Origin of the sequence: Streptomyces sp. ISL-94, from assembly GCF_018614075.1 — a bacterium.
In the GTDB taxonomy this organism is placed as follows: Bacteria; Actinomycetota; Actinomycetes; order Streptomycetales; family Streptomycetaceae; genus Streptomyces.
Genome location: NZ_JAGGOZ010000062.1, coordinates 35751 through 59242, shown reverse-complemented (window position 1 = coordinate 59242; position 23492 = coordinate 35751). Strand labels below are relative to the sequence as shown.

Here is a 23492-nt window from a genome sequence, read left to right as displayed (position 1 = left end):
CCCCGCCGGGCCCGGGCGGAGCCCGGCGGGGGGCGGGGGCTAACCCAAGGCCTGGGTGAGGTCCGCCAGGAGGTCATCGGCGTTTTCGATGCCCACCGACAGGCGAACCAGGTCCGCCGGGACCTCCAGTGCCGAGCCCGCCACCGACGCGTGCGTCATACGGCCCGGGTGCTCGATCAGGGACTCGACCCCGCCGAGGGACTCCCCCAGCGTGAACAGCTTCGCGCGGTTGCAGACCTCGACCGCCGCCTCCTCACCGCCCACGACCTGGAAGGAGATCATCCCGCCGAAGTTCCGCATCTGCTTCGCCGCGATCTCGTGCCCCGGGTGCTCGGCCAGCCCCGGGTAGAGGACCTTGTGCACCTTCGGGTGCCGGGTCAGCAGCTCGGCGACCTTCGCCGCGTTCTCCGCGTGCCGGTCCATCCGTACCGCCAGCGTCTTGATGCCCCGCAGCACGATCCACGAGTCGAACGGCCCGGCCACCGCGCCCATCGCGTTCTGGTGGTAGGCCAGCTCCTCGCCGAGCGCCGCGTCCGCGGTGACGAGCGCGCCGCCCACCACGTCCGAGTGCCCGCCCATGTACTTCGTCAGCGAGTGCACGACCACGTCCGCACCCAGCGCGAGCGGCTGCTGGAGGTACGGCGACGCGAAGGTGTTGTCCACGACCAGCTTCGCACCGGCCGTGCGCGCGATGTCGGCGACGACGGCGATGTCGGTGATGCCGAGCAGCGGGTTGGACGGGGTCTCGACCCAGATGACCTTGGTCTTCGGGGTGAGTGCGGCCCGTACGGAATCCGCGTCCGACGTGTCGGCCACCGACCACTCCACGCCCCAGCGGGAGACGACCTTCGCGAAGAGGCGGAAGGTGCCGCCGTACGCGTCGTTCGGGATGACCACGTGGTCGCCCGGGGAGAGCAGCGTACGCAGCAGGCAGTCCTCGGCGGCGAGACCGGACGCGAAGGCGAGGCCGCGCCGGCCGCCCTCCAGCGCCGCGAGGTTCTCCTCCAGCGCGGTACGGGTCGGGTTGGCACTGCGGCTGTACTCGTAGCCGCCGCGCAGGCCGCCGACGCCGTCCTGCTTGTACGTGGATACCTGGTAGATCGGGGGTACGACCGCGCCGGTCAGCGGGTCCGCCGTGTTGCCCGCGTGGATCGCGCGGGTCTCGAAGCTCTGGTGCTCGTGGCTGTCGTCGCTCATGGGCAGAGCCTATGCCCCGCCTGGCCTGCGCTCCTCTCTTGGCCCGCCATTGGCCTGCGGCCCCCTCAGTCTGGTTCGCTTGGCGGCATGGAGATTATCTGGGTCCTGATGGGGTTCGCCCTGCTCGCCGCCATGACCGTTTCGTACGCACGGGCCCGGCGCGGGGGCGGCATCCGCCAGGTCGCGCCCGGCAGCCCCGACGCCGCCGACCCCGCGAACTACGGATTCGACCGCCAGGAGGACCTCGACATCCGCATCCCGGGGCCCGACAACGACCTGATGGACGCCCTCGACAACGTCCGCCGCACCGGGCAGTGGCAGGCGGCCTCGCAGCTGCTCGCCGGGACCCCGAAGGAGGGCGAGCAGCGCTGGCAGCGCGTGCAGGCCTTCGGCGGGGCGGCGGCGCTGGAGCTGGTACAGCAGCCCGGTGTCGGCGCACAGTGGCTGAAGGCCTGGCGGCTGGAGGCGGAGAAGGACGCGGGCGGCGCGCAGGTGCACGCGGAGCTGCTGGTGCAGCAGGCGTGGCGGGCCTCGGGCGGTGTCGGCTCCGCCGACCACCGGATCATCCTGGAGGAGGCGCGGGAGGCGTGCCGCAAGGCGGCGCTGCTGTCGCCGGGCGACCCGGTCCCGTACATCACGGAGCTGGCGGTCGCGCGGGGACTGGCCTACTCGGAGGCGGAGTTCGACGAGCTGTGGGCGAAGGTCATCGACCGGGCGCCGCAGCACATGGGCGCGCATCTGGCGGCGCTGCACTACTGGTGCGAGAAGTGGCACGGCTCGCGGGAGAAGGCCGACGCCTTCTCGCACGCGGCGGCGGCCCGCGCCCCGCAGGGCTCGCTGCTGGCGGCGCTGCCGCTGTTCGCGCTGTACGAGAACCTGCCCGACGTGATCCTGACCGGCGGCTTCTACCAGAGCGCGGTCGTGACACGGGCGGTGGAGGGCGCGCTGTACGCGGTGCACACGGCGCGGCAGGACGACCCGATGCTCGCGCACGTACGGCACTTGCTGCTGCTGTTCCTGGTCAACATGGAGCGCTGGGCGGAGGCGATGGAGCAGGTGCGGCACGTGGACGGCTACGTGGGCGCCCTGCCGTGGTCGGCCTCGGAGGACCCGGCGGCGCAGTACGCGATCTACCGGGCGCTGGCGGTCGCCGGGTACGAGGCGAACGGCGGCTCGCCGGCGACGCTCCCGCACTGAGCGGACGGACCACCCCCTCACCAGGAAGAATCCCGGGCCAATAAGGTTGCCGTAAGTGACCACCGGACCGCATGATGCGGCGGTGGCGGCGCGTTCACGCATGCACCCGCGCCCGTACGCACGCGTACGCACGCGTACGTACGGGCGCACGTGTGCGCACACGCAGCCGCCCGCGCGCGAACGTGACGCGCACACTTCAGCACCGCTTTCATCCCGTGGGGGGATCTGTCCATATGGGCGCTTCACTGCGCGCGTTGCGCGCGCTCGTCCTGCTCGCCGGCTTCTATCTGCTCGGCGTGGTCCTGCTGGCCGCCTTGGCCGGCATCGACTACGCCGCCGTCGCGGGCGGCCTGCACGGCCCGGCCGCGGCCAAGCTCGTCATCGTCTCCGTGGTCCTCGCCGTCCCGATCGTGCGCGGCCTGTTCATGCTGCGCACCCCCAAGGGCGAGCCGCCGGCCGGCGTCCCCGTCACGGAGGCGCAGGAGCCCCTGCTCTGGCAGACCGTCCGCGAGATCGCGCGGCAGGTGGGCACCCGTGCCCCCGACGAGATCGTGCTGATCGACGAGGTCAACGCCGCCGTCAGCGAGGACGCCCGGCTGCTCGGCCTGCGGCCCGGCACCCGCCGCCTCTACCTCGGGCTGCCCCTGATGACCGGCCTGGACGAGATGCAGCTGCGCGCCGTGCTCGCCCACGAGATGGGCCACTACGCCAACCTCGACACCCGCCTCACCCCGCTGATCGCCCGCGGTCGCGCCCAACTGATCCGCACCATCGGCCACTTCCACGAGCGCGCGGACAACAAGGTGGCCAAGGAGCGCGCGAAGCAGGAGAAGCAGGCCGAGAAGCGGATCGCCAAGGGCAAGAAGGCCAAGGCGGTCGACACCACGGGCCAGGGCGCGATGTACCGCGCGATGGCCAAGATCTACACGGCGTACGGCACCTTCTACATGCGCGCCACCCTCTCCTCCGCCCGCCGCCAGGAGCTCGCCGCCGACCTCGCCTCGGTGCGGGTCGCCGGCCGCGACGCCGCCGCGTCCGCGCTGCGCGAGCTGAACGCCCTGGACTCGGCGCACGACTTCTACATGAGCTCGTACGCCACCCTCGGGGTCGGCGCCGGCCTGCTGCCCCGCCCCGGCGAGGTCTTCGGCGGCCTGCGCCGCCTCCTCGACGCCCGCTCCGGCGACCTGGACGAACTGCGCCGGGAGCTGTCCACCGAACCCTCGTCCCCGTACGACTCCCACCCCGCGCTCGCCGAGCGCGTGGCCCGCATCGAGGCCCTGCCCGACGACGGCCGGGCCGGCCAGGGGGCCCGCCCGGCCATGGAGCTGCTCTCCTCGCCCGAGGCGGCGCTGGCCGCCCTGGAGCAGGCGGTCCTCACCCCGCAGGCCCTCGCGCTGGAGCGGATGGACTGGGACGACCTCGTCCACGAATCGATGACCCGGTACGTCGGCCAGGGCGCGGAGGACATCCGCGAGGCCCTCACCGCCGAGGGGGCGGGCCCTGAGCTCGCCGCCCTGCTGGACGCGGTCGACGCCGACCCGGCGGTGCGCTGGCGGATCGCCGACCGCTTCCCGAAGTCGGAGCAGGCGGCCGCCGCCACCGGCCGCGCGGCCCGCGAGTTCGCCCGCCCGGTCGTCCGGCGCGCTCTGAACCAGCTGGTCACCGCCGAGCTGACGGCCCGCGGCGCCGCCCGCTGGCAGCTGTCCTGGTCGGAATCGGCGACCCTGCGCTACCAGGCCGAGGGCTTCGAGGACCAGCTCGGCCTGGCCCTGGACGCGGTCGTGGCGGACCAGCCCGACACCGAACTGCTGCGAAAGCTGGTGCTTGCCCCGTGATCGGCCTCATCATCCTCGGCGTCATGCTGCTGAGCGGCGCCTACAAGCTGTGGAGCAAGGGCCGCCAGGGCCGCAAGGCGGAGGGCCGCGGCCCCAGCGGCGGCGACGCCCGGACCGCCGTCGAGCAGGGCTTCGTACCCGCCGACCTGCTGGACACGGAGAACCGGGCTCCGGTCTCCGCCGACCAGCAGGCAGCCGTGGCCGCGGCGAAGTCGGGCGACTGGCAGACCTGCGCGGCCTGGGTGGACGCGGCCGCAGCGGACTGGGACGAGCGCATCCGGCGCGTACAGGTCCTGTCCGAACTGGCGGCGGTGGAGGACGACTGGCTGCTCGCGTGGCGGGCGGCCCGGCCGCAGGACCCGACGGCCGCGGTGGTGCACGCCGACGCCGCGGTGCAGGTGGCGTGGAACGTCCGCGGGTCGCTGAGCGCGAGCCGGACCACGCAGGAGCAGTTCCGGGTCTTCCACCAGCTCATCGCGCAGGCCCAGGAGGCCGCGCACGAGGCGCAGCGCATCGCCGATCCGGCCGACCCGGTCCCGTACATGGTGGAGCAGCCGATCGCCATGGCACTGGGGTACTCGCACGAGCGGTACCGGGAGCTGTGGGCGCAGATCGCCAAGCGCGACCCGAAGGTGCTGTCGGCGCACGTGGGCGCGCTCCAGTACTGGTGCCGCAAGTGGCGCGGCTCGCACGAGGAGGCGCGGGCCTTCGCGCGGGAGTCTGCGGCCGCGGGCGCGCCGGGCGACCTGCTGACGCTGCTGCCGCTGTACGCGCACCTGGAGCAGGAGATGGCCACCCAGGACGCGGACCCGGACGTCTACTACAAGCAGCCGGAGGTCGTCGCGGCCGCGGACGCGGCGCTGGCGGACCTGGCGGCGGCGCGGCCGGACGACCAGCGGGCGGGGCGGTTGCGGCACATGCTGGCGTGGGTCCTGTACTGGCAGGACCGGTACGAGGAGGCGCTGGAGCAGTTCCGGGCCGTCGACGGGTACATCGGCGCGACGCCGTGGACGTACGTGGCGGACAGCAAGGCCCGCTACCTCAAGGCGCGGGACTTCTGCGTGCGCCAGGTGGCGAAGAAGGCGTAGCGCGCGACGAGAAGGGGGCCGGCCGGGGAATCCCGGCCGGCCCCTGTCCGTTGTCACTCCCACAAGAAGGGAATCGATTCCATGTTCTCGTACCGCCGCACGCCCGAGCTCCCCACCCGCGAGGAGGCCCTGACGGGCCGCGCGGAGCCGCTGTTCTCCGTCCCCGACCGCCACACGGTCCTCGCCAACCCGCTGGCCGGCCCCTACCCGGAGGGCCTGGAGGTCGCCGACTTCGGTCTGGGCTGCTTCTGGGGCGCCGAGCGCAAGTTCTGGCAGACCCCGGGGGTGTGGACCACCCTGGCCGGCTACCAGGGCGGCTTCACCGAAAACCCGACGTACGAGGAGGTCTGCTCGGGCCTGACCGGCCACACGGAGGTCGTCCGCGTGGTCTTCGACCCGGCCCAGGTCTCCTACGCGACCCTCCTCAAACTCTTCTGGGAGTCCCACGACCCCACCCAGGGCTTCCGCCAGGGCAACGACGTCGGCACCCAGTACCGCTCGGCGGTCTACACCCACTCCCCCGCCCACCAGGCCGCGGCGGAGGCCTCCCGCACGGCCTACCAGCAGGTCCTGACCTCCTCGGGCCACGGCCGGATCACCACGGCCGTCCTCCCGGCGGCGGACCGCCCCTTCTGGCCGGCAGAGGCCTACCACCAGCAGTACCTCGACCGCAACATTAATGGCTACTGCGGCATCGGCGGCACGGGCGTGGCCTGCCCCATTGGCATCACCGAGGCACCCGGAGAGTGACCGCCCCGCTCGCCGACCCCGCACATGAGCGGCTGACCCGGCTGTGGCAGGACTGGACACCTGCCGGGCCGCTTCTCCCGCATGAGCTGAAGACGGCATACACCGACCGGTGGGTGCGCTTCCACAGCCTGCCGGAGTCGAAGCGCTACGCGGAGGACGAAGGGGAGTACGCGATTCTCCTCGACCGGTACAACACGGTCCTCGACGAGCTCTTCGCGGGCGGCGAGGTGTATGTGGTGACCACCGACTGGGCCGATCCGTCCGAGCCGACGCAGTGGTCGGAGCACCGCCGTGCCCTCCACCCGGAGGGCACGCTGTGGACCACCCTGGACGACACCGACGATCCGGATCCGGAGTTCCACACCCGCTGGTACTTCTACGCCGACCGCCGCCGCTGGCAGAGCGACTGCCTCGACCCGCTGCTCCGCGCGGCCGCCGACGACGCACTGCCCGGCGTATTCGTCACGGACACCGACCTCACCCGGATCCACCACCCATACGACGGCGGCGCGGACGTCATCCTCGCCACCCCCGCGGGACGGGACCGGATGCGCGACCGGCACACCGCCTGGCACCCCTCGGGGTACTGATCAGGACGGGTCGTAGCCGTAGACCCGCATCGCGTCCAAGTGGAGCTCGTACGGGCCAAAGCAGTCCGCGACGAGCGTGGCCACCCGGGCGCCACAGGGGCAGGCACGGTTGAGTCCGCTGTCGCCGGACGGACCGCAGCATCCAGCGCTGTTCTCCCAGTCCGGCAGCGGCTGGAGGTCAGGCGCGTCTTCAGGGTGTACCACGACGTTGTTGCGCGGCCCGGCCGAGACCATTGCCACCCCTTCATCACTCCGCCACGGCCCACGCGGCTGCGCAGGCGCGCCGTCTTCCTGGTCTGGATGCGGCACGTATGGAGCACCCCATGGTTCGGTCTCGATCGCGTAGTGCCCCTGCGGCAGCGTGGCCGGCGCCAGCCGACTCTCCTTGTCCCGTTCTTCGTCGTCAGGCACTGAGGGAACGGCAGGCAGCGGCGTCAGGTTTGGCGTAAGACTGCCGCCGCACTTGGCACACAGGAAGACGGTCATGCTGCCGTTGTAGCCGCCGCGTACGTCCCAACGCATCCTCGATTCCAACCGAGAAGGCTTCTTTCCTGTTCTGGAAAGGATCAGCACTTGACCCCGCCGTGACCGGCTCGGGAGCATCGAACGCGACAAGGGTACGCCGACATGTGGGGGCAAGAATGCTGCGGAAGCTGTCCGGTGACCCGGAGTGCAGGAACGGAGCGTGCCCGACGCTGTGGGGCACCGAGGACGCCAAGGACTACGTGGTTCAGGGCTACGTCATCACCGACCCCGAGCGGCTGGCGCAACTCGACCTGCCAGAGGGCGAGACCGCCGTCGTAATCCCGGCCGCGGTGCTGGAGGAGTACTTCCGTGCTCAGCGGTGAGGAGTTCGGTCGACTCTTCGAGACCTTCGAGCGGACCGCCTTCCGACTGGAGACACTCGCCGTCTACGACGTGGAGGAGGAGCGCGAGGACTTCGAACGCTTCTTGGCGGGCGGGGACATGGGCCCAACCTGGGACGACAATCCTTGGGTCCGGTCGATGACCGACAAGGGCAAGAACGTCTCGCGTGTCCACGTACTCCGGTCTCCACTGACCGACTACCTGCGGTACGAGCTGGCCTCCTACCCAGGCAACATCACGGCCGGCGAGACCATCGGCATCATCGACCAGGCTGAGCAGGACGTGATCGGCCTGCCTGATCACGACTTCTGGTTGTTCGACGACCAGGACGTGTACCGGATGCACTACACACCCGAAGGCGCGTTCCTCGGCGCCGAACTGCTCCCTGCCCACAGCCTTGCCGAGTATCAGAATCACCAGGACCGCGCCCTGGCCGAAGCGGTGCCGTTCGCGGACTACTGGGAGCGGCACCACTGACCGCCGATTCGATGGGGAAAGCCCTGCGGGCCCTGCGCGACGCATCCGGACTCACGGGTGACTCGGTGGCCCGCAGGGCTTCCATGTCTGCCGGGAAGCTGTCGAAGATCGAGACCGGCAAGGTACGACCGACCGTGCAGGACGTGGACCTGGTCCTCACCGCCATAGGCGTGAGCCAGGCGGTCAAGGCAGAGTTCCTCGCGGCAGCCCGCGCTGAAGCCACCGAGGCCACCGCATGGCGACTGCTGCGCCGCATGGGCCCGTGGAAGCATCAGAAGACCATCCGGGCCATTGAGGCCGGCACCGCCACGCTCAGTCTCTTCCAGGGCCAGCTCGTCCCTGGACTCCTCCAGACACCCGAGTACGCCTCTGCCATCTTCTCCCTGCCTCCGGCCCTGCCGGAGGAGACCAGGGCCAAGACCGTGGCCGCTCGGCTCGAACGGCAAGCGGTCCTGTACGAGCCCGGCCGCTGCTTCCGCTTCCTGATCTGCGAGCACGTACTCCGGTGGCGTATTCGTCGTGGAGGCTGAAGCAGGTCATGGGGAAGTCCGGCATCCGGCGGGCGGTACCGCCACCGCGGCGAATCGTTCGAACGCGTCGAGGTAAAGCTGTACGTCCTTCGGGTCGGGTTCTTGCCCCAACAGGAAAGGTCCTAGAACGAGCTGCTCAGCGGGTGAAGCATCAGCGGTGCCGACCCCGAGGGAGGGAATCCCAGTGAGCAGCCCCAGCACCACGATGGACCCGCCGGTTCAACTGTCCCTCCCTCGCACACCGCCCGGACCTGCGCCGGGCTGCGGTGTCTGCGCCGCCCTCGCGAAGCAGCGCACCGCGGCGTACGGCAACGGGGACCTGTCCGCCGTCTCGGACTGCAACGTCGAGTTGGCCGCGCACCCCAAGAAACACCCCGAGGTGCAGTAGTGGACATGCAGACGTGGAGAGACGGACACACAGCGGCCGTGAACGCCTCCGAGGCCATGCGCGAGGTTTCTCGCCTCCCTGGGCCTGCCGGAGAGCGCCTACGCGGCGATGCGGCCGCAGGTGACCCCCAGGGACCAGCCGCTCGTGCACCTGGGCTCGATCCCCGCTGCTCACGTCGAGCAGATCGCAGAAGCGCTGCGAGGCACCCGGACACCCCGCGAGCGGGACAGCGGTGCCCTTCCCATCTGAATCAAGGAGGACCAGATGACCGACCTGTACAGCCTCGACATCGACGGAGCCCAGTTCAGCAAGGCGTGTGGAGGCAACACCCACCCGGACGGCGAGGCGTGCGTGACCCTCGCGAAGATCGGGCCGGACGCGTGGGCCATGGGCGATAGCAAGTGCCCGGACGCCGAGCCGCGTACGACCCCCCAGCGGTGGAGCGGCGGGTCAGATCGTCGACGCGTCGATCACGAAGCGGTAGCGGACGTCGCTCGCCAGGACGCGCTCGTATGCCTCGTTGACCTGGTCCGCGGTGATCAGTTCGATCTCCGCGCCCAGCCCGTGCTCGGCGCAGAAGTCCAGCATCTCCTGGGTCTCGGCGATGCCGCCGATCATCGAGCCGGCGAGGGTCTTGCGGCCGGTGATGACGGAGAAGAGGTTGAGCGAGACCGGCTCCTCCGGGGCGCCGACGTTCACCAGGGCGCCGTCCACCTTCAGCAGGCCGAGGTGCGCGTCGAGGCCGATCGGCGCGGAGACGGTGGACAGGATCAGGTCGAAGCTGCCGGCCAGCTCCTCGAAGGTGGTCTCGTCGTTCGTGGCGTAGTAGTGGGAGGCGCCCAGCTTGAGGCCGTCCTCCTTCTTGCGCAGCGACTGGGACAGGACGGTCACTTCCGCGCCCATCGCCGCCGCGATCTTCACTCCCATGTGGCCGAGTCCGCCGAGGCCGACGACGGCGACCTTCTTGCCGGGGCCCGCCTGCCAGTGCCGCAGCGGGGAGTAGAGGGTGATGCCGGCGCACAGCAGCGGGGCGGCGGCGTCGAGGGGGAGGGCGTCGGGGATGCGGACGGTGTAGTTCTCGTCGACGACGACGTGGCTGGAGTAACCGCCGTAGGTGGGCTCGCCGTTCCTGTCGAGGGCGTTGTAGGTGCCGGTCATGCCCTCGGCGCAGAAGTGCTCCTGGCCGGCCAGGCAGTACGCGCACACGCGGCAGGAGTCGACGAAGCAGCCGACGCCCACCCGGTCCCCGACCGCGAACCTGGTGACGCCCGGGCCGACTTCGGTGACGACACCGGCGATCTCGTGGCCGGGAACCATGGGGTAGATGCCCTCGCCCCAGCCGTCGCGGACCTGGTGGATGTCGGAATGGCAGATGCCGGCGTACTTGATGTCGATGAGGACGTCGTACTCGCCGACGGGGCGGCGCGGGACGGTGATGCGCTCCAGCGGGGCCTTGGGGGCGGGGGCGGCGTAGGCGGCGACCTGGGTGACGGACATGGGTGCTCCTCGGCGGTGACGCTGGTTCTCAAACGATGAGGGTGGTGATTGCCGCCGCGGCGCGAAGAGCGTCCGCGCCGCGGTGACGGTGCCCAGACTGCCGGGCCGGGCGGCGCCCACCCAGCCCCCTGTCCTGCCTAGGACTGGCGAACCTACCCTTGGCGGGGTCAGGAACAAGCCGGCGCGGCGGCCCGCCGCCCGGCGATACTGGCGCCATGGACCAGCTTGATCACGGCGCATGTCTCGGCGAGTTCCTCCGCTCCCGCCGCGCGCGGCTGCGCCCCGAGGACGTGGGCCTGCCGGACTACGGGCGCCGCCGGCGCGTCCCAGGGCTGCGCCGCGAGGAACTGGCGCAGCTGGCGGGGGTGTCGGTCGCGTACTACACGCGCCTGGAGCAGGGCGCCGGGCACAACGTCTCCACGGAGGTCCTGGAGGCGATCGCGCGGGCGCTGCGGCTGACCGCGACCGAGCAGTCGCACCTGATGCACCTGGCGCGCCCGACTCCGCGCAGGCGCCGCCAGAGCCACCGCCCCCAGCAGGTCCGGCCGGAACTGCGGGCCCTGCTGGACGCGATGGACGGCGTACCGGCGTACCTCGTGGGGCGGCGCCAGGACGTCATCGGCTGGAACCGGCTGGCGGCCGCGGTGTTCGGGGACTTCGGGGCGCTGCCGCCGCAGGAGCGGAACCTGGTGCGGCTGGTGTTCCTGGACCCGGCGACGGCGGAGCTGTACGCGGAATGGGAGTGCCGGGCCTGCGAGGTGGTAAGCAATCTGCGCATGTACGCGGGCCGGCACCCGGACGACGAGCGGCTGTCGGCGCTGGTCGGGGAGCTGTCGGTGAAGAACGAGGAGTTCCGGCGGCTGTGGGCGGCGCACACGGTGGCGGACAAGACGCACGGGCTGAAGAAGCTGCGGCATCCGCTGGTGGGCGCGCTGGACCTGCATTTCGAGACGCTGACGCTCCCGGGCGATCCGGAGCAGTGCCTGGTCACCTTCCACCCGGCACCGGGTTCGCCGTCCGAGGACGCCCTGCGCCTGCTGGCGTCGTGGAGTTCCCCGTCGGCGGCCCCACCCGGCCAGACCGCCACGGCCGCACCTGCTGTCCCGGCTGTACCGGTTGCCCCGGCCGCCTCCTAGCCGAGGGGCCCGCTGCCGACCCGGATCCTGGAAGGGCCGCACGACGACAGACGGACGGCGGGGAGCCCGTGAGGGGCTCCCCGCCGTCCGTCTTCAGGAGGTCGCGCGGGTCGGGCGGATCAGACGGCCGCGCCGGCCTTCCACTCCGCCCAGCTCATGTTCCAGCCGTTGAGGCCGTTGTCCGGCTTGACGGTCTTGTCCGGGGAGTTGACGACGGTGACCACGTCGCCGATGAGCGAGTTGTCGTAGAACCAGGCGGCCGGCTGGTTCGGGTCGTTCGCGCCCTTGGCGTCGTTCAGGCCGACACAGCCGTGGCTGGTGTTGACACTGCCGAAGATCGAGTCCGAGCCCCAGTAGTTGCCGTGGATGAAGGTGCCGGAGGTCGACAGGCGCATCGCGTGCGGTACGTCCTTGATGTCGTACTCGCCCTTGCCCTCTTCGTTCTTGAAGCCGACGGTGGAACCGTCCATCCGGGTCTCCTTGAACTTCTCGGAGATCACCATCTGGCCGTTGTACGTCGGGTTCTCCGGGGAGCCCGCCGAGATCGGGATGGTCTTGAGGACCGCGCCGTCCCGGGTGACCGTCATCTTCTTCGACTTCGCGTCGACCGTGGAGACCTGGCTCCGGCCGATCTTGAAGGTGACGGTCTTGTTCTGGACGCCCTGGACGCCGGGAGCGCCCTGGACACCCTCCAGCGCCAGCTTCAGCGTGACGGTGGAGTTCGCCTGCCAGTACTGCTCCGGGCGGAAGTCCAGCCGCTGCGAGCCGAACCAGTGGCCGACGATTTCCTGGCCGCTGCTGGAGGTGACGGAGATGGCGGCCTGGACGGCCTTCTGGTCCTTGATCGGCTTGTTGAAGGTGATGGAGACCGGCATGCCCACGCCGACGGTCTGGCCCTCGTCCGGGATGAACGAGCCGACGAAGCTGTTCTCCGGGGAGACCGTGGTGAAGGAGGCGTTCTCGTGCGCCTCGCGGCCGCCGGCGTCCTTCGCCGTCGCCGACAGGGCGTACTTGGTGGAGCGCTTCAGCGCCGCGTCGGGCTTCCAGCTCTTGCCGTCGGCCGCGATCTTGCCGGCCACGGCCGTGCCTTCGGAGGTCTTCAGCTCGACGCTGGTGAGCGTGCCGTCGCTGACGGCGACGTTCGTCGCGTCGTTGAGGCCGACGTTGGTGGCGCCGTCCTTCGGCGTGATCGTTATTCGGGCCTTGGAGGCGTCCTTGGCCGCCGCCGCGTCGACCTCCGCCTGGGACTTGCTGGTCTCGGCTGCGCCCGGCTTCCCGTCGTCTTCGCCACCGCACGCCGCGAGCATCAGTACACCGCCGAGCACGGCGGATACAGCCACCAGGGACCTTTTCCGCCGCTTGCTGTCCGTCCTCACACGCCACTCCATCGTTGCCGGAAACCCCGGGGCTGCCGTCCCGGGGTTGGCCGGGCAGGGGGAAACGCCCCCCTGCCTCGTCCTGACAACGCGTTAACGGCGCGGGTCGGTTCCACATTCCGGTGGGATGTGGGCTACCACACGGTCAGGCGTTGCCGGTTTCTTCGTCGAAGTCCCCATCTTCCTCGTCGAGGTCCCACTCCATGGACTCGGGGTCGTATTCCACGGGCTCGCTGCTCCATGAGGCCTGCGCCAGCTCCACGCCGGGGATCTCCGCGACCAGGTCAGTGGGGTCGACCAGGTAGGCGAGGGCCTCCGATTCGTCCTCGCGGACGGCGGACTCGGCGTGGCCGCGCTCCTCCTCCGGCATGAACTCGTCGGCCTCGATGTGGGTGAGGGCCGCTCCGGTCAGTGCATCCGGATCCGGAACCTCCAGTACCAAATCCACCCGAAGGCGGATGAATCGTGATGTCTCAGAAGGGTTCATACGACGGAGAGTAAGCCCGCGGAACCCCCGGCTTTCCCACGACCCGCCCCTTTCCGTAGCATCACCGCACACGGCCAATTCACTGCTGCCACAAGGGGGATCGCACCGTGTCCGCACGCCGTCCGCTGCTCACCGCTCTCGGAGCGACCACCCTCCTCGGCGCCCTCTGGTTCGTGCCCTCGGCCAATGCGACCGCGCCCGGGGCCGCAGGAGGCCCTTCGGGCGTCCCCGCCGCCGCGAACGCCGCGAGCGCCGACAGTGCCGCGCCCGCGGCCGGGCCACGGACCCAGACGGGCTCCCAGCCGGTTCCGCTCTCGCTCGCCGACACCGGCTCGACCGATACCACCCCGTACCTCCTGGGCGGTACGGTCTGCCTCGGCATCGGGGCCGGCTTCGTCACGTTCTCGGTACGCCGCTCCCGCGCCCTGTAGGGCCCGCGCACGGCGAAGGGCCGCCCCGGTCGGGACGGCCCTTCGGCTGCGGTGTCGACTCCGTCAGGCCAGCGGGCCCGTCACGCCTTCCACCGCGGCGACGAGAGCGCCCGTACGGACGAACTCGTCAGCGGCGGCCAGGTCAGGCGCGAGGAAACGATCCGGCCCCGGGCCCTGCACGCCCGCCGCGCGGGCGGCCTCGATCGCCGCCCGGCTGGCCGGGGCCGCGGTCAGCCCGTGGCGCAGCTCGATGGCGCGGGTGGCCGCGTACAGCTCGATGGCGATGATCCGGGTCAGGTTGTCGACCGCCGTACGGAGCTTGCGCGCGGCCGACCACCCCATCGAGACGTGGTCCTCCTGCATGGCGGAGGAGGGGATCGAGTCGGCGGAGGCCGGCACCGCGAGCCGCTTCATCTCACTGACCAGGGCGGCCTGCGTGTACTGGGCGATCATCAGACCGGAGTCCACGCCGGCGTCGTCCGCGAGGAAGGGCGGCAGGCCGTGCGAGCGGTTCTTGTCGAGCAGCCGGTCGGTGCGCCGCTCGGCGATGGAGCCGAGGTCGGCGGCGGCGATGGCCAGGAAGTCCAGGACGTACGCGACCGGGGCGCCGTGGAAGTTGCCGTTCGACTCCACGCGCCCGTCGGGCAGGACCACCGGGTTGTCCACGGCGGCGGCCAGCTCGCGGGAGGCCACCAGGGCGGCGTGCGCCATGGTGTCGCGGCCGGCGCCGGCCACCTGCGGCGCGCAGCGCACGGAGTAGGCGTCCTGCACGCGCGGGGCGGACTCCTCCTGGAAGTGCCCGGTGAGGCCGGAGCCCTTCAGGACGGCGGCCATGTTGGCGGCGGAGGCGCCCTGGCCGGGGTGCGGGCGGATGGCGTGCAACTCGGGCTGGAGTACCTTCTCGGTGCCGAGCAGGGCCTCCAGCGTCAGCGCGGCGGTGATGTCGGCGGAGGTGTAGAGCTTGCCGAGGTCGGCGAGGGCCATGATCAGCATGCCGAGCATGCCGTCGGTGCCGTTGAGGAGGGCGAGGCCCTCCTTCTCGCGGAGCTCGACGGGCTCGATGCCGGCCTCGGCGAGCAGCTCGCCGGCGGGGCGGACGATCCCGTCCGGGCCCTCGGCGTCACCCTCGCCCATGAGCGCGAGCGCGCAGTGGGAGAGCGGCGCGAGGTCGCCGGAGCAGCCGAGGGAGCCGTACTCGTGGACGACGGGGGTGATGCCGGCGTTCAGCACGTCGGCCATGGTCTGGGCGACGGAGGGGCGCACGCCGGTGTGCCCGGAGGCGACGGTCTTGAGCCGCAGGAACATCAGCGCGCGGACGACCTCCCGCTCGACGCGCGGGCCCATGCCGGCGGCGTGCGAGCGGACGATGTTGCGCTGGAGCTGGGCGCGCAGCTCGGGGCTGATGTGGCGGGAGGCGAGCGCGCCGAACCCGGTGGACACCCCGTAGACGGGCTCGGGCTTGGCGGCGAGCGCGTCGACGATCTCGCGGGCGCGGGCGAGCGCGTCGAGGGCCTCGCCGGACAGCTCGACCCGTGCGTTGCCGCGGGCGACGGCGATGACGTCCTCGGCGGTGGTCCCGGAGGTCCCCACTACGACAGTGTGCATATCCATATTCAGCACCCTACGGATTGAATCGCTTCATGTCACCCCCTCCCGGCCCGGGCCCCGGAACAGCCACCTCCCCCCTGCGGGGCATGTCCACCGGGCCCGCCCAGCGCCCCGATCGCCGGCGAGGCTGAACGGGCCGGGCGCGCCCCCCTTGCGGGTCACCGCCGGGGCTTCCGCCCCGCACCCCGCGCCTCAAACGCCGACGAGGCTTGATTCGGCCGATGCCACAGCCCGCGTGCGGGCCAGAGCCTGGGGCCCCGCCCCGCCCCCCGCGCCTCCATCGCCGGCGGGGTTTGATTCGGCCGACGCCCGGCTCCCGCGCCAAACGGACGGCAGCAGCCACCAGCAGCCCCGCCGGCGATGGAGGCGCGGGGGCTGGGGCAGAGCCCCAGGACGCGGACCCGCAGGGGGCCTGGGGACGCGGGGCCGTCATGGGCGGCCTCGGAACCGGCGGCGTTCGCCCGAGGCGGCTTCGGCGGCGGCGTCGGCCAGGCGGACCACCGCGGTGTCGCGCCCCGCGACGACCGGCTTCGCCGAGCGGGCCGCCTTCGCCTTGTACTGCGCGGCGTCGGCGAGGCGGAACAGCCGCCGGGAGGACTTCACCAGCCCGATCGGATCCCCGGTGGACGCCACCCCGCAGGCCACCCCCTCCCCCAGCTCCAGCTCCGCGGCCCGCGCGCACACCTCCTCGGTGACCCGTACGACCTCGTCCGCCGTCGGCCCGACCCCGACCAGGCAGAACTCGTCACCGCCCAGCCGCGCCACCAGCGCACCCGGCAGTATGGCCCCGCACAGGCTCAGCACCGACCCGAAGCGCTCCAGCAGCCGGTCGCCCATGGCGTGGCCCAGGGTGTCGTTGACCTTCTTCAGGCCGTTCAGGTCGCAGACGACGAGGCTCACCACGACCCCCGTCCGCCGGTGCTCCTCCAGTGCCTCGTCGAGCCGCATGTCGACGGCCCGCCGGTTCGCGAGCCCGGTCAGCGGGTCGGTGAAGGCGAGCCGCCGGGCCTCCTCCAGCCGCTCGTTCTGCGCGAGCCCGGCCGCGACCACGGCGGCCAGCACGGTCGCGAACTCCGCGTCGTCCTCGTCGAAGTCGGGCAGCCCTTCGTCCCGGGCGACGTACAGCTCGCCCCAGGCCCGCCCGCTCAGCACCACCGGCGCGACCACGCAGGTCCCGCGACCGCGCCGCCGCAGGGCCTCGCCCCGCCGGCCCGGCCGGTCGCCGACCGCGTTCTCCACCCAGGCGTGCGGGCCGCCGCCGCCCGCCCACCGCTCGTGCAGGAATTCGGTGATCTCGGGGAAGTCGTGCACCGGGTAGGACTCGTCCTCGGGGAACTCCACCTCCCCGGGCCGCCGCTCCCCCTCGTTCACGAGCACCCGCAGGCGCCCGCGCTCGCGCTCCCAGGCGGAGATCGCGGCGAAGGAGCCGTCCAGGGCCACCCGCGCGCCCCGCGCGGCCGCCCGCACACTGTCCCGCGGAGCGTTGGCCGCGGCCATCGCCTGCGCGAGGCCCACCACGGCTCGCAGCCGCCCGTCGACTCCCATCACCCCAGGTTAGGGAAGTTTGTCCGATTTAGTGATAATTGGCGCGGCTTTCGGTGACAGCAAGATCACGGGCCGTAAGCGGCAGCCCCCCGCTACTGCCCGGGCCAGTTCGGCTTGCGCTTCTCGTTGAACGCCGCCACGCCCTCCGCCCGGTCGCCGGAGAAGGCCACCGTCCGCCAGGCCGCGTCCTCGATCTCCAGACCGGCCGTGAGGTCCATCCCGTGCCCCAGCCGCAGTGCCCGCTTGGCCGCCCGCAGGCCCACCGGGGAGTTCGCCGCCATCCGGGCCGCCAGCGCCAGGGCCTGCTCCCGGTCCTCGCCCGCGGGAACCACCGAGTCCACCAGGCCCAGGGACAGCGCCTCGGCCGCCTCCACCCGGCGCGCCGTGAAGATCAGCTCGGCTGCCCGCGCCGCCCCCACCCGGCGCGGCAGCAGCTGCGTGCCGCCGCCGCCCGGGATCACGCCCACCGACACCTCGGGCAGGCCGACCACGGCCGTCTCGTCGGCGACGATCACATCGCAGGCCAGGGCCAGCTCGAAGCCGCCGCCCAGCGCGAAGCCGTGCACGGCGGCGATCGTGGGCATCGGCAGCTCCAGCACGCCCCCGTACGCCCCCCGCGTGGTCGGCCGCTGCCGCACCAGCTCGGCATCCGACAGCGAGTTCCGCTCCTTGAGGTCCGCACCGACGCAGAACGCCCGTTCCGCGGTGGAGGAGAGCACGACCACCCGTACGGAAGCGTCCGCGGCCAGGTCGGCGCAGGCAGCCCCGATGGCGCGGGCCATCTGCGTGGACACCGCGTTCATCGCCTTGGGGCGGTCCAGGACCAGCTCCGTGACCCCGCCCTCGTGCCGGCGTACCGCCACGAACTCCGACTCGACTGGCTGTGACTGCACTGGCACAGGACCCTCCCGGTTAACGAACGTTATCCGGGGATCTTAGGCTTCCTGCGCGTCAGCGACCAGGGCTCCACGACACCCAGCCCGCGCACCGGCCGCTGCCACATCGGCTGGAGCGCGAAGCGGTACCCGCCGCCGCCCTCCTCGGACTCGGCCTCCTTCTCGGAGACCGGCGCGGCCCCGGTCCGGCCCAGCTCCTCGGCCATCGCCCCGTCCACCAGCACCGCGTCCTTCGGCGCTATCGACGTCAGCCGGCTCGCGAGGTTCACCGTGGTCCCGAAGACGTCGCCCATCCGCGTCGTCACCGTGCCGAAGGCGATCCCGACCCGCAGCTCGGGCATCTGCGCGTCGGCCTCCATCGTCTCGATGAGCCGCAGCGCGATCTCGGCCGCCGTCGCCGCGTCGTCGGCGCAGTACAGCACCTCGTCACCGAGGGTCTTGATCAGCCGGCCGCCGTGCGCGGCCACCAGGTCCGCCGACGTGGTCTCGAAGGACTCGACGAGCTCGCCGAGCTGCTCCTCCTCCAGCCGCCGCGTCAGCCGGGTGAAGCCCACCAGGTCGGCGAAGCCCACCGCGAGGCGCCGGTCGACCATCTCCTCGTCGTCCGCCACCTGCACCACGCGCCCGGTGGCGGCCGCCAGCTGGCGCCGCCACACGTAGACCAGGAACTCCTCCAGCTCGGGCAGCAGCAGCTCCACCAGGGGGTACGTGACCTCCGTACGGGTCATGCCCGGCTCCGGCGGCTCCGTGAGCCCCTCCAGGAAGGAGTCGATCTGCCACTCCGCCAGCCGCGCCGTGGTCTGCCCGGTGGACCGGGCCACCTGCACCGCCATCGGCTCCGACAGCAGCCCGGCCTCCACCAGGCCGGCGAGCCGGCGCAGCGCCAGTACGTCGGCTTCCGTCAGCGCCTTGGCCTGGCCGATGTCGGCGAAGCCCATGGCCCGCCAGAAGCGCGAGGCGAGCTCCATCGAGACCCCGGCACTGCGGGCGGCCTGGAAGGGCGTGTAGCGGCGCTCGGCGCCGAGGATCAGCTGCTCCAGCCGGATGGCGAGAGGGTCCGCCGTGGGCTGCACCGTGTGGTCGACCTCGTGGTGGGGGGTGTGCTGATCCCGCCCGATCGGGGTGCCCGGACCGGTGTGCCCGTGGTTGGGCGCGCTGGACGTTGAATCGCCGACGGTCAAGGGCCGCCTCCTGTCCATTCCGTGCGCAATGCCCTGCCGAACCGGTTGATCACCGCGAGCACCGGGATCGCCTAAACCATACGGCAGGTGTGCCGTAGCTCACTCCCCCTCCCCGTTTCTTCGGGGAAGGGGGAGTGCGGCCGGACGGCGGACGCGGCCCGCCCGGGCGGCGCCGGGGTGCACGGGATGCAGGGGTCAGTGCACGGACCGCAGGTGGACGACGTCCCCCGCGCCCACGGCCTCGTGCTGCCCTTCGGCCGTACGGATCACCAGGCGGCCATCGGTGTCGACCGCTTCGGCCGTTCCGGTGAGCGTGCGGCCGCCCGGGAGCTCCGCGCGGACATGGCGGCCGAGGGTGGCGCAGCCGGCCGCGTAGGTCTCCTGGAGGCCGCTGGCGGCGGGGTCGCCGCCGACCGCCCGCCAGGTCCCGTACCACTGCTCCAGGGCCCGCAGTACGGCCCTCAGCAGCGGATCCCGGTCGGTCACGGTGGCCTTGGCCAGGGCGAGGGACCCGGCACCCGGCACCGGCAGCTCGTCCTCGGTCAGGGTGACGTTGAGCCCGATCCCGATCACCACGCCGTCGGCGACCCGCTCGGCGAGGATCCCGCCGGTCTTGCGCTCCTCACCTTCCACGGTGACCAGCAGGTCGTTGGGCCACTTGAGGGAGGTGTCCACTCCCGCCGCCCGGGACAGCCCGGTCGCGGTGGCCACCCCGGCCAGCAGGGTCAGCCACCCCCACCGCTCCTGGGGGACGGCCCCGCCCGGCTTGAGCAGGACGGAGAAGAACAGCCCGGACCGGGCGGGCGCGACCCAGCTCCGGTCGAGCCGCCCGCGCCCGGCGGTCTGCTCCTCGGCGACGAGCACGGCCCCCTCGGGCAGCTCCGCGGCCCGCGCGGCGAGGTCCGAATTGGTCGACCCGGTGGCGGGCACCACCTCCAGGGAGGTCCACAGCCCGCCCTCGCCGACCAGGGCCCGTTTCAGGCCGGCGGCGTTGAGGGGCGGCCGGTCCAGGTTCGACCAGCGTCCGTCGGAAGCTCCTGCTGATGCATCTGATGGCGTCATGCAAGCCAATGTAGGTGTGTCAAACGCCGCACTGCCGAGCGCCATGCCCGCCGATACGCTACGCACCAGTAGCCAGCCGTAGTCATTCAATTGACCAGGCAGTTGACACCACGCAGGGAGCCGCGACCCCGATGTCACAACCGTCAGAGCCGATCGACATGCACACCACCGCGGGCAAGATCGCGGACCTGCAGCGCCGCATCGACGAGGCCACCCACGCCGGATCCGCGCGAGCCGTGGAGAAGCAGCACGCCAAGGGCAAGCTGACGGCGCGTGAGCGGGTGGCCCTGCTGCTGGACGAGGGCTCGTTCGTCGAGCTGGACGAATTCGCCCGGCACCGTTCCACCAGCTTCGGGCTGGAGAAGACCCGCCCCTACGGCGACGGCGTCGTCACCGGTTACGGAACCGTCGACGGCCGCCCGGTGGCGGTCTTCTCGCAGGACTTCACCGTCTTCGGCGGGGCCCTCGGCGAGGTCTACGGCCAGAAGATCATGAAGGTCATGGACTTCGCGCTGAAGACCGGCTGCCCGCTCATCGGCATCAACGACTCCGGCGGCGCCCGCATCCAGGAGGGCGTCAGCGCGCTGGGCATGTACGGGGAGATCTTCCGCCGCAACGTGCACGCCTCCGGGGTGATTCCGCAGATCAGCCTGATCGTCGGACCCTGTGCGGGCGGCGCCGTGTACTCCCCCGCCATCACCGACTTCACGGTCATGGTCGACCAGACCTCGCACATGTTCATCACCGGACCGGACGTCATCAAGACGGTCACCGGCGAGGACGTGGGCTTCGAGGAGCTGGGCGGGGCGCGCACGCACAACAGCACATCCGGCGTCGCGCACCACATGGCGGGTGACGAGAAGGACGCCATCGAGTACGTGAAGTCGCTGCTCGCCTACCTGCCGTCGAACAACCTCTCCGAGCCGCCCGCCTTCCCGGAGGAAGCGGATACCGAGGTGACCGACGCCGACCGCGAGCTGGACGTACTGATCCCGGACAGCGCGAACCAGCCGTACGACATGCACACCGTGATCGAGCACGTGCTCGACGACGCGGAGTTCCTGGAGACGCAGTCGCTCTTCGCGCCGAACATCCTCACCGGCTTCGGCCGGGTCGAGGGCCACCCGGTGGGCATCGTCGCCAACCAGCCGATGCAGTTCGCCGGCTGCCTGGACATCAACGCCTCCGAGAAGGCGGCGCGCTTCGTCCGTACGTGCGACGCCTTCAACATCCCGGTGCTGACCTTCGTGGACGTGCCGGGCTTCCTGCCGGGCACCGATCAGGAGTACAACGGAATCATCCGGCGCGGCGCGAAGCTGATCTACGCGTACGCGGAGGCGACCGTGCCTCTGATCACCGTCATCACCCGCAAGGCCTTCGGCGGCGCGTACGACGTCATGGGCTCCAAGCACCTCGGCGCGGACCTCAACCTGGCCTGGCCGACCGCGCAGATCGCCGTCATGGGCGCTCAGGGCGCGGTGAACATCCTGCACCGGCGCGACATCGCGGAGGCGGAGGATGTGGAGGAGACCCGCGCACGGCTCATCGCCGAGTACGAGGACGCGCTGCTCAACCCGTACACGGCCGCCGAGCGCGGTTACGTCGACGCGGTGACCATGCCGTCCGAGACCCGGGCGCACGTGGTGAAGGGGCTGCGGCAGCTGCGCACCAAGCGGGAGTCCCTGCCGCCCAAGAAGCACGGCAACATCCCCCTCTAGCCCCCAGGAGGTCTCTGTGGTGATCAAGGTCGTCAAGGGCAATCCGACCCCGGAGGAGCTGGCCGCCGCACTGGCGGTGGTCCAAGCGCGCGCGGCGGCGCTGGCCTCCGCGCCGTCGGGCGCGCCCCGGGTCGCGGACGAGTGGTCGACGCCGGCCCGGGTGGCGGGGCGCCGGCTGCCGCGGCCGGGGCCGCGCGCGTGGGGCCGTACGTACTGGCCCGGCTAGGCCCTCAGCCCGAAGCGGAATATGACGCGAACGGACGGTGGCGCCTGAGTACCCGTACTCAGGCGCCACACGCGTCTGCGGGGACAGGATCGGGGCATGCTCTGGTCCGATCCGAAGAACGAGCCGCCGAAGGACATGCGCGACGCGCAGGCGATGATCCGGCGGATGACCGTGGTGCTGGCCCTCGCCATGCTCGTCGTCGTCTACGTCCTGGGCGTGGGCTTCTAGGAGCCGTGGCGGCGGGTGGGCGGCCCGGGCGGGCCGCTGATGCCGGGGCCTTCCGGAGGGGCCCGCCCGCGCCCCTACGATGGCCCCATGACCGTCACTCCGCTGCCCGCGAGCGGGCGCAAGCTCGTCCTCGCCTCCGCCTCCCCCGCCCGGCTGAATCTGCTGCGGCAGGCCGGGCTCGCCCCCCACGTGATCGTCAGCGGGTTCGACGAGGACGCGCTGGACCACGACGAGCCGGCCGCCCTGGCCCTCGCGCTGGCCGAGGCGAAGGCGGCGGTCGTGGCGGCCTTGGACGAGGCCGCGGGCGCGCTGGTGATCGGCTGTGACTCCGTACTGGAGCTGGACGGCGAGGCGCTGGGCAAGCCGGCGGACTCCGAGGAGGCCACGGCGCGCTGGAAGGCGATGCGCGGGCGGTCCGGGGTCCTGCGCACGGGGCACTGCGTGATCGACACGGCCAACGGCCGTCAGGTCTCGGCGACGGCCTCCACGACGGTCCACTTCGGCGAGCCCACGGACGCGGAGGTCGCGGCGTACGTGGCGAGCGGCGAGCCGCTGCACGTGGCGGGCGCGTTCACCCTGGACGGGCTGTCGGCGCCGTTCATCGAGGGCATCGACGGGGACCCCGGCAACGTGATCGGGCTGTCGCTGCCGCTGCTGCGCTCCCTGCTGGCCGAACTGGGCGTGTCCATCACGGACTTGTGGGCTTGAGCTCCCCGAGCGGCGGCGGAGGCGGCGGCGTGTCCCGTACGTCGCCGTCCGGGGCTCCGGTTTCGCGCCGCCCGGCGTAGAGCGTCAGGGTCAGTACGAGGAGACACAGGATCAGCATCATCACCGCGAAGGCGCCCCAGCCGACCAGGGCGACGGTGAGGACGCCGAGCACGCCGTGGGTGACGGCGGCGGAAACGAGCGCGATGCGGGCGAAGCGGCCGGGTTCCCGGTCGCGTACCGCGGCCAGGGCGGCGAGTACGGCGCACAGGAGAAGGAAGGCCCCCATGCCCGCCCCCATGGCGTAGGTTGCCTTGGACATGACATCCGGATCACTGCCGGCGATGGACATCGACTGGTTCGCCGTGGTCCTGCCCAGCACGATGTGCACGAGCACGAGCACGGCCGCTTCCGCGACGAGCACGATCGCGGCCAGTCCGGCCACGAGTCTGCGCAGCACGACGCCCCACCCCCCAC

At 71.8% G+C, this 23492-nt stretch carries 26 protein-coding genes and 1 pseudogene; 16 read left to right on the top strand and 11 right to left on the bottom strand.

What is annotated here, in order from left to right:
• Nucleotides 1-39 precede the first annotated feature (39 nt).
• Nucleotides 40-1197, bottom strand: coding sequence for a cystathionine gamma-synthase (locus J7E94_RS19640; protein ID WP_215017156.1), 1158 nt, complete (start codon nucleotides 1195-1197; stop codon nucleotides 40-42).
• A gap of 87 nt (nucleotides 1198-1284) precedes the next feature.
• Here J7E94_RS19640 and J7E94_RS19635 point away from each other — a divergent pair, with 87 nt between their 5' ends.
• From J7E94_RS19635 to J7E94_RS19615, 5 genes are all read left to right on the top strand, one after another.
• A complete protein-coding gene (locus tag J7E94_RS19635; protein ID WP_215017154.1) occupies nucleotides 1285-2394 on the top strand; it encodes a hypothetical protein in 1110 nt (369 codons plus the stop codon).
• 233 nt (nucleotides 2395-2627) lie between these two features.
• A complete protein-coding gene (locus tag J7E94_RS19630; RefSeq protein WP_215017152.1) occupies nucleotides 2628-4229 on the top strand; it encodes a M48 family metallopeptidase in 1602 nt (533 codons plus the stop codon).
• Nucleotides 4226-5317 (top strand): hypothetical protein, encoded by a 1092-nt coding sequence (locus J7E94_RS19625; protein ID WP_215017150.1) that lies wholly within the window; start codon nucleotides 4226-4228, stop codon nucleotides 5315-5317. Before J7E94_RS19630 ends, J7E94_RS19625 begins: the two co-directional genes overlap by 4 nt.
• An 81-nt stretch (nucleotides 5318-5398) precedes the next feature.
• Complete coding sequence (gene msrA, locus J7E94_RS19620; RefSeq protein WP_215017148.1) at nucleotides 5399-6067, top strand: peptide-methionine (S)-S-oxide reductase MsrA; 669 nt, start codon at nucleotides 5399-5401, stop codon at nucleotides 6065-6067.
• The gene (locus J7E94_RS19615; RefSeq protein WP_308345340.1) at nucleotides 6064-6657 is read left to right on the top strand and encodes a hypothetical protein; all 594 of its coding nucleotides are present in this window, start codon (nucleotides 6064-6066) and stop codon (nucleotides 6655-6657) included. The genes msrA and J7E94_RS19615 overlap by 4 nt, the downstream gene beginning before the upstream one ends.
• Here J7E94_RS19615 and J7E94_RS19610 read toward each other — a convergent pair whose 3' ends face one another.
• Nucleotides 6658-7143, bottom strand: a complete 486-nt coding sequence (locus J7E94_RS19610) for a hypothetical protein (protein ID WP_215017146.1) — start codon at nucleotides 7141-7143, stop codon at nucleotides 6658-6660.
• A 155-nt stretch (nucleotides 7144-7298) separates the two neighbouring features.
• On the opposite strand from J7E94_RS19610, the gene J7E94_RS19605 reads away from it, so the two are divergent.
• The 5 genes and pseudogenes from J7E94_RS19605 to J7E94_RS34725 all read left to right on the top strand — a co-directional run.
• Entirely contained in the window at nucleotides 7299-7505 is a 207-nt protein-coding gene (locus J7E94_RS19605) for a hypothetical protein (RefSeq protein WP_215017144.1), read from the top strand.
• Nucleotides 7492-8001, top strand: coding sequence for a DUF6879 family protein (locus J7E94_RS19600; protein ID WP_215017142.1), 510 nt, complete (start codon nucleotides 7492-7494; stop codon nucleotides 7999-8001). The genes J7E94_RS19605 and J7E94_RS19600 overlap by 14 nt, the downstream gene beginning before the upstream one ends.
• Nucleotides 8002-8012: 11 nt before the next feature.
• Nucleotides 8013-8531, top strand: a complete 519-nt coding sequence (locus J7E94_RS19595) for a Scr1 family TA system antitoxin-like transcriptional regulator (RefSeq protein ID WP_215017140.1) — start codon at nucleotides 8013-8015, stop codon at nucleotides 8529-8531.
• A gap of 184 nt (nucleotides 8532-8715) precedes the next feature.
• Nucleotides 8716-8919 (top strand): hypothetical protein, encoded by a 204-nt coding sequence (locus tag J7E94_RS19590; protein ID WP_308345338.1) that lies wholly within the window; start codon nucleotides 8716-8718, stop codon nucleotides 8917-8919.
• Between the two features lie 264 nt (nucleotides 8920-9183).
• Nucleotides 9184-9399: pseudogene (locus J7E94_RS34725) on the top strand (DUF397 domain-containing protein); the annotation flags it as partial.
• Here J7E94_RS34725 and J7E94_RS19585 read toward each other — a convergent pair.
• Nucleotides 9370-10416 carry an NAD(P)-dependent alcohol dehydrogenase gene (locus J7E94_RS19585; RefSeq protein WP_215017138.1) on the bottom strand — a complete coding sequence of 349 codons (1047 nt, stop codon included), beginning with the start codon at nucleotides 10414-10416 and terminating at the stop codon, nucleotides 9370-9372. The pseudogene J7E94_RS34725 and the gene J7E94_RS19585 sit on opposite strands and share 30 nt — an antisense overlap.
• Before the next feature lie 215 nt (nucleotides 10417-10631).
• On the opposite strand from J7E94_RS19585, the gene J7E94_RS19580 reads away from it, so the two are divergent.
• Nucleotides 10632-11552, top strand: coding sequence for a helix-turn-helix domain-containing protein (locus J7E94_RS19580; RefSeq protein ID WP_215017136.1), 921 nt, complete (start codon nucleotides 10632-10634; stop codon nucleotides 11550-11552).
• 119 nt (nucleotides 11553-11671) lie between these two features.
• On the opposite strand, the gene J7E94_RS19575 is transcribed toward J7E94_RS19580, so the two are convergent.
• Complete coding sequence (locus tag J7E94_RS19575; protein WP_215017134.1) at nucleotides 11672-12940, bottom strand: Ig-like domain-containing protein; 1269 nt, start codon at nucleotides 12938-12940, stop codon at nucleotides 11672-11674.
• A 133-nt stretch (nucleotides 12941-13073) separates the two neighbouring features.
• Nucleotides 13074-13415 carry a hypothetical protein gene (locus J7E94_RS19570; RefSeq protein WP_215017133.1) on the bottom strand — a complete coding sequence of 114 codons (342 nt, stop codon included), beginning with the start codon at nucleotides 13413-13415 and terminating at the stop codon, nucleotides 13074-13076.
• 107 nt (nucleotides 13416-13522) lie between these two features.
• Here J7E94_RS19570 and J7E94_RS19565 point away from each other — a divergent pair, with 107 nt between their 5' ends.
• On the top strand, nucleotides 13523-13846 hold the full coding sequence (locus J7E94_RS19565; RefSeq protein WP_215017131.1) for an LPXTG cell wall anchor domain-containing protein: 324 nt from the start codon (nucleotides 13523-13525) through the stop codon (nucleotides 13844-13846).
• A gap of 63 nt (nucleotides 13847-13909) precedes the next feature.
• Here the strand turns inward: J7E94_RS19565 and hutH are convergent, their stop codons facing one another.
• The 5 genes from hutH to J7E94_RS19540 all read right to left on the bottom strand — a co-directional run bounded on the left by hutH (nucleotide 13910) and on the right by J7E94_RS19540 (nucleotide 20138).
• Nucleotides 13910-15451 carry a histidine ammonia-lyase gene (gene hutH, locus J7E94_RS19560; RefSeq protein ID WP_215017129.1) on the bottom strand — a complete coding sequence of 514 codons (1542 nt, stop codon included), beginning with the start codon at nucleotides 15449-15451 and terminating at the stop codon, nucleotides 13910-13912.
• Nucleotides 15452-15883: 432 nt separating this feature from the next.
• Nucleotides 15884-16999 (bottom strand): GGDEF domain-containing protein, encoded by a 1116-nt coding sequence (locus J7E94_RS19555; RefSeq protein ID WP_215017127.1) that lies wholly within the window; start codon nucleotides 16997-16999, stop codon nucleotides 15884-15886.
• Nucleotides 17000-17091: 92 nt separating this feature from the next.
• Entirely contained in the window at nucleotides 17092-17892 is an 801-nt protein-coding gene (locus J7E94_RS19550; protein WP_308345336.1) for an enoyl-CoA hydratase-related protein, read from the bottom strand.
• 29 nt (nucleotides 17893-17921) lie between these two features.
• A complete protein-coding gene (locus J7E94_RS19545; RefSeq protein WP_215017123.1) occupies nucleotides 17922-19076 on the bottom strand; it encodes an adenylate/guanylate cyclase domain-containing protein in 1155 nt (384 codons plus the stop codon).
• 195 nt (nucleotides 19077-19271) lie between these two features.
• Entirely contained in the window at nucleotides 19272-20138 is an 867-nt protein-coding gene (locus J7E94_RS19540; protein WP_215017121.1) for a biotin--[acetyl-CoA-carboxylase] ligase, read from the bottom strand.
• 131 nt (nucleotides 20139-20269) lie between these two features.
• On the opposite strand from J7E94_RS19540, the gene J7E94_RS19535 reads away from it, so the two are divergent.
• From J7E94_RS19535 to J7E94_RS19525, 4 genes are all read left to right on the top strand, one after another.
• A complete protein-coding gene (locus J7E94_RS19535) occupies nucleotides 20270-21856 on the top strand; it encodes an acyl-CoA carboxylase subunit beta (RefSeq protein WP_215017120.1) in 1587 nt (528 codons plus the stop codon).
• A 16-nt stretch (nucleotides 21857-21872) separates the two neighbouring features.
• Nucleotides 21873-22082, top strand: coding sequence for an acyl-CoA carboxylase epsilon subunit (locus J7E94_RS19530; RefSeq protein WP_215017118.1), 210 nt, complete (start codon nucleotides 21873-21875; stop codon nucleotides 22080-22082).
• Between the two features lie 96 nt (nucleotides 22083-22178).
• Complete coding sequence (gene mmpB, locus J7E94_RS35460; RefSeq protein ID WP_285440800.1) at nucleotides 22179-22310, top strand: morphogenic membrane protein MmpB; 132 nt, start codon at nucleotides 22179-22181, stop codon at nucleotides 22308-22310.
• Nucleotides 22311-22397: 87 nt separating this feature from the next.
• Entirely contained in the window at nucleotides 22398-23018 is a 621-nt protein-coding gene (locus J7E94_RS19525; protein WP_215017116.1) for a nucleoside triphosphate pyrophosphatase, read from the top strand.
• Here J7E94_RS19525 and J7E94_RS19520 read toward each other — a convergent pair.
• Nucleotides 22999-23475 carry a hypothetical protein gene (locus J7E94_RS19520; protein ID WP_215017115.1) on the bottom strand — a complete coding sequence of 159 codons (477 nt, stop codon included), beginning with the start codon at nucleotides 23473-23475 and terminating at the stop codon, nucleotides 22999-23001. The two genes, J7E94_RS19525 and J7E94_RS19520, sit on opposite strands and share 20 nt — an antisense overlap.
• Between the last annotated feature and the right edge of the window lie 17 nt (nucleotides 23476-23492).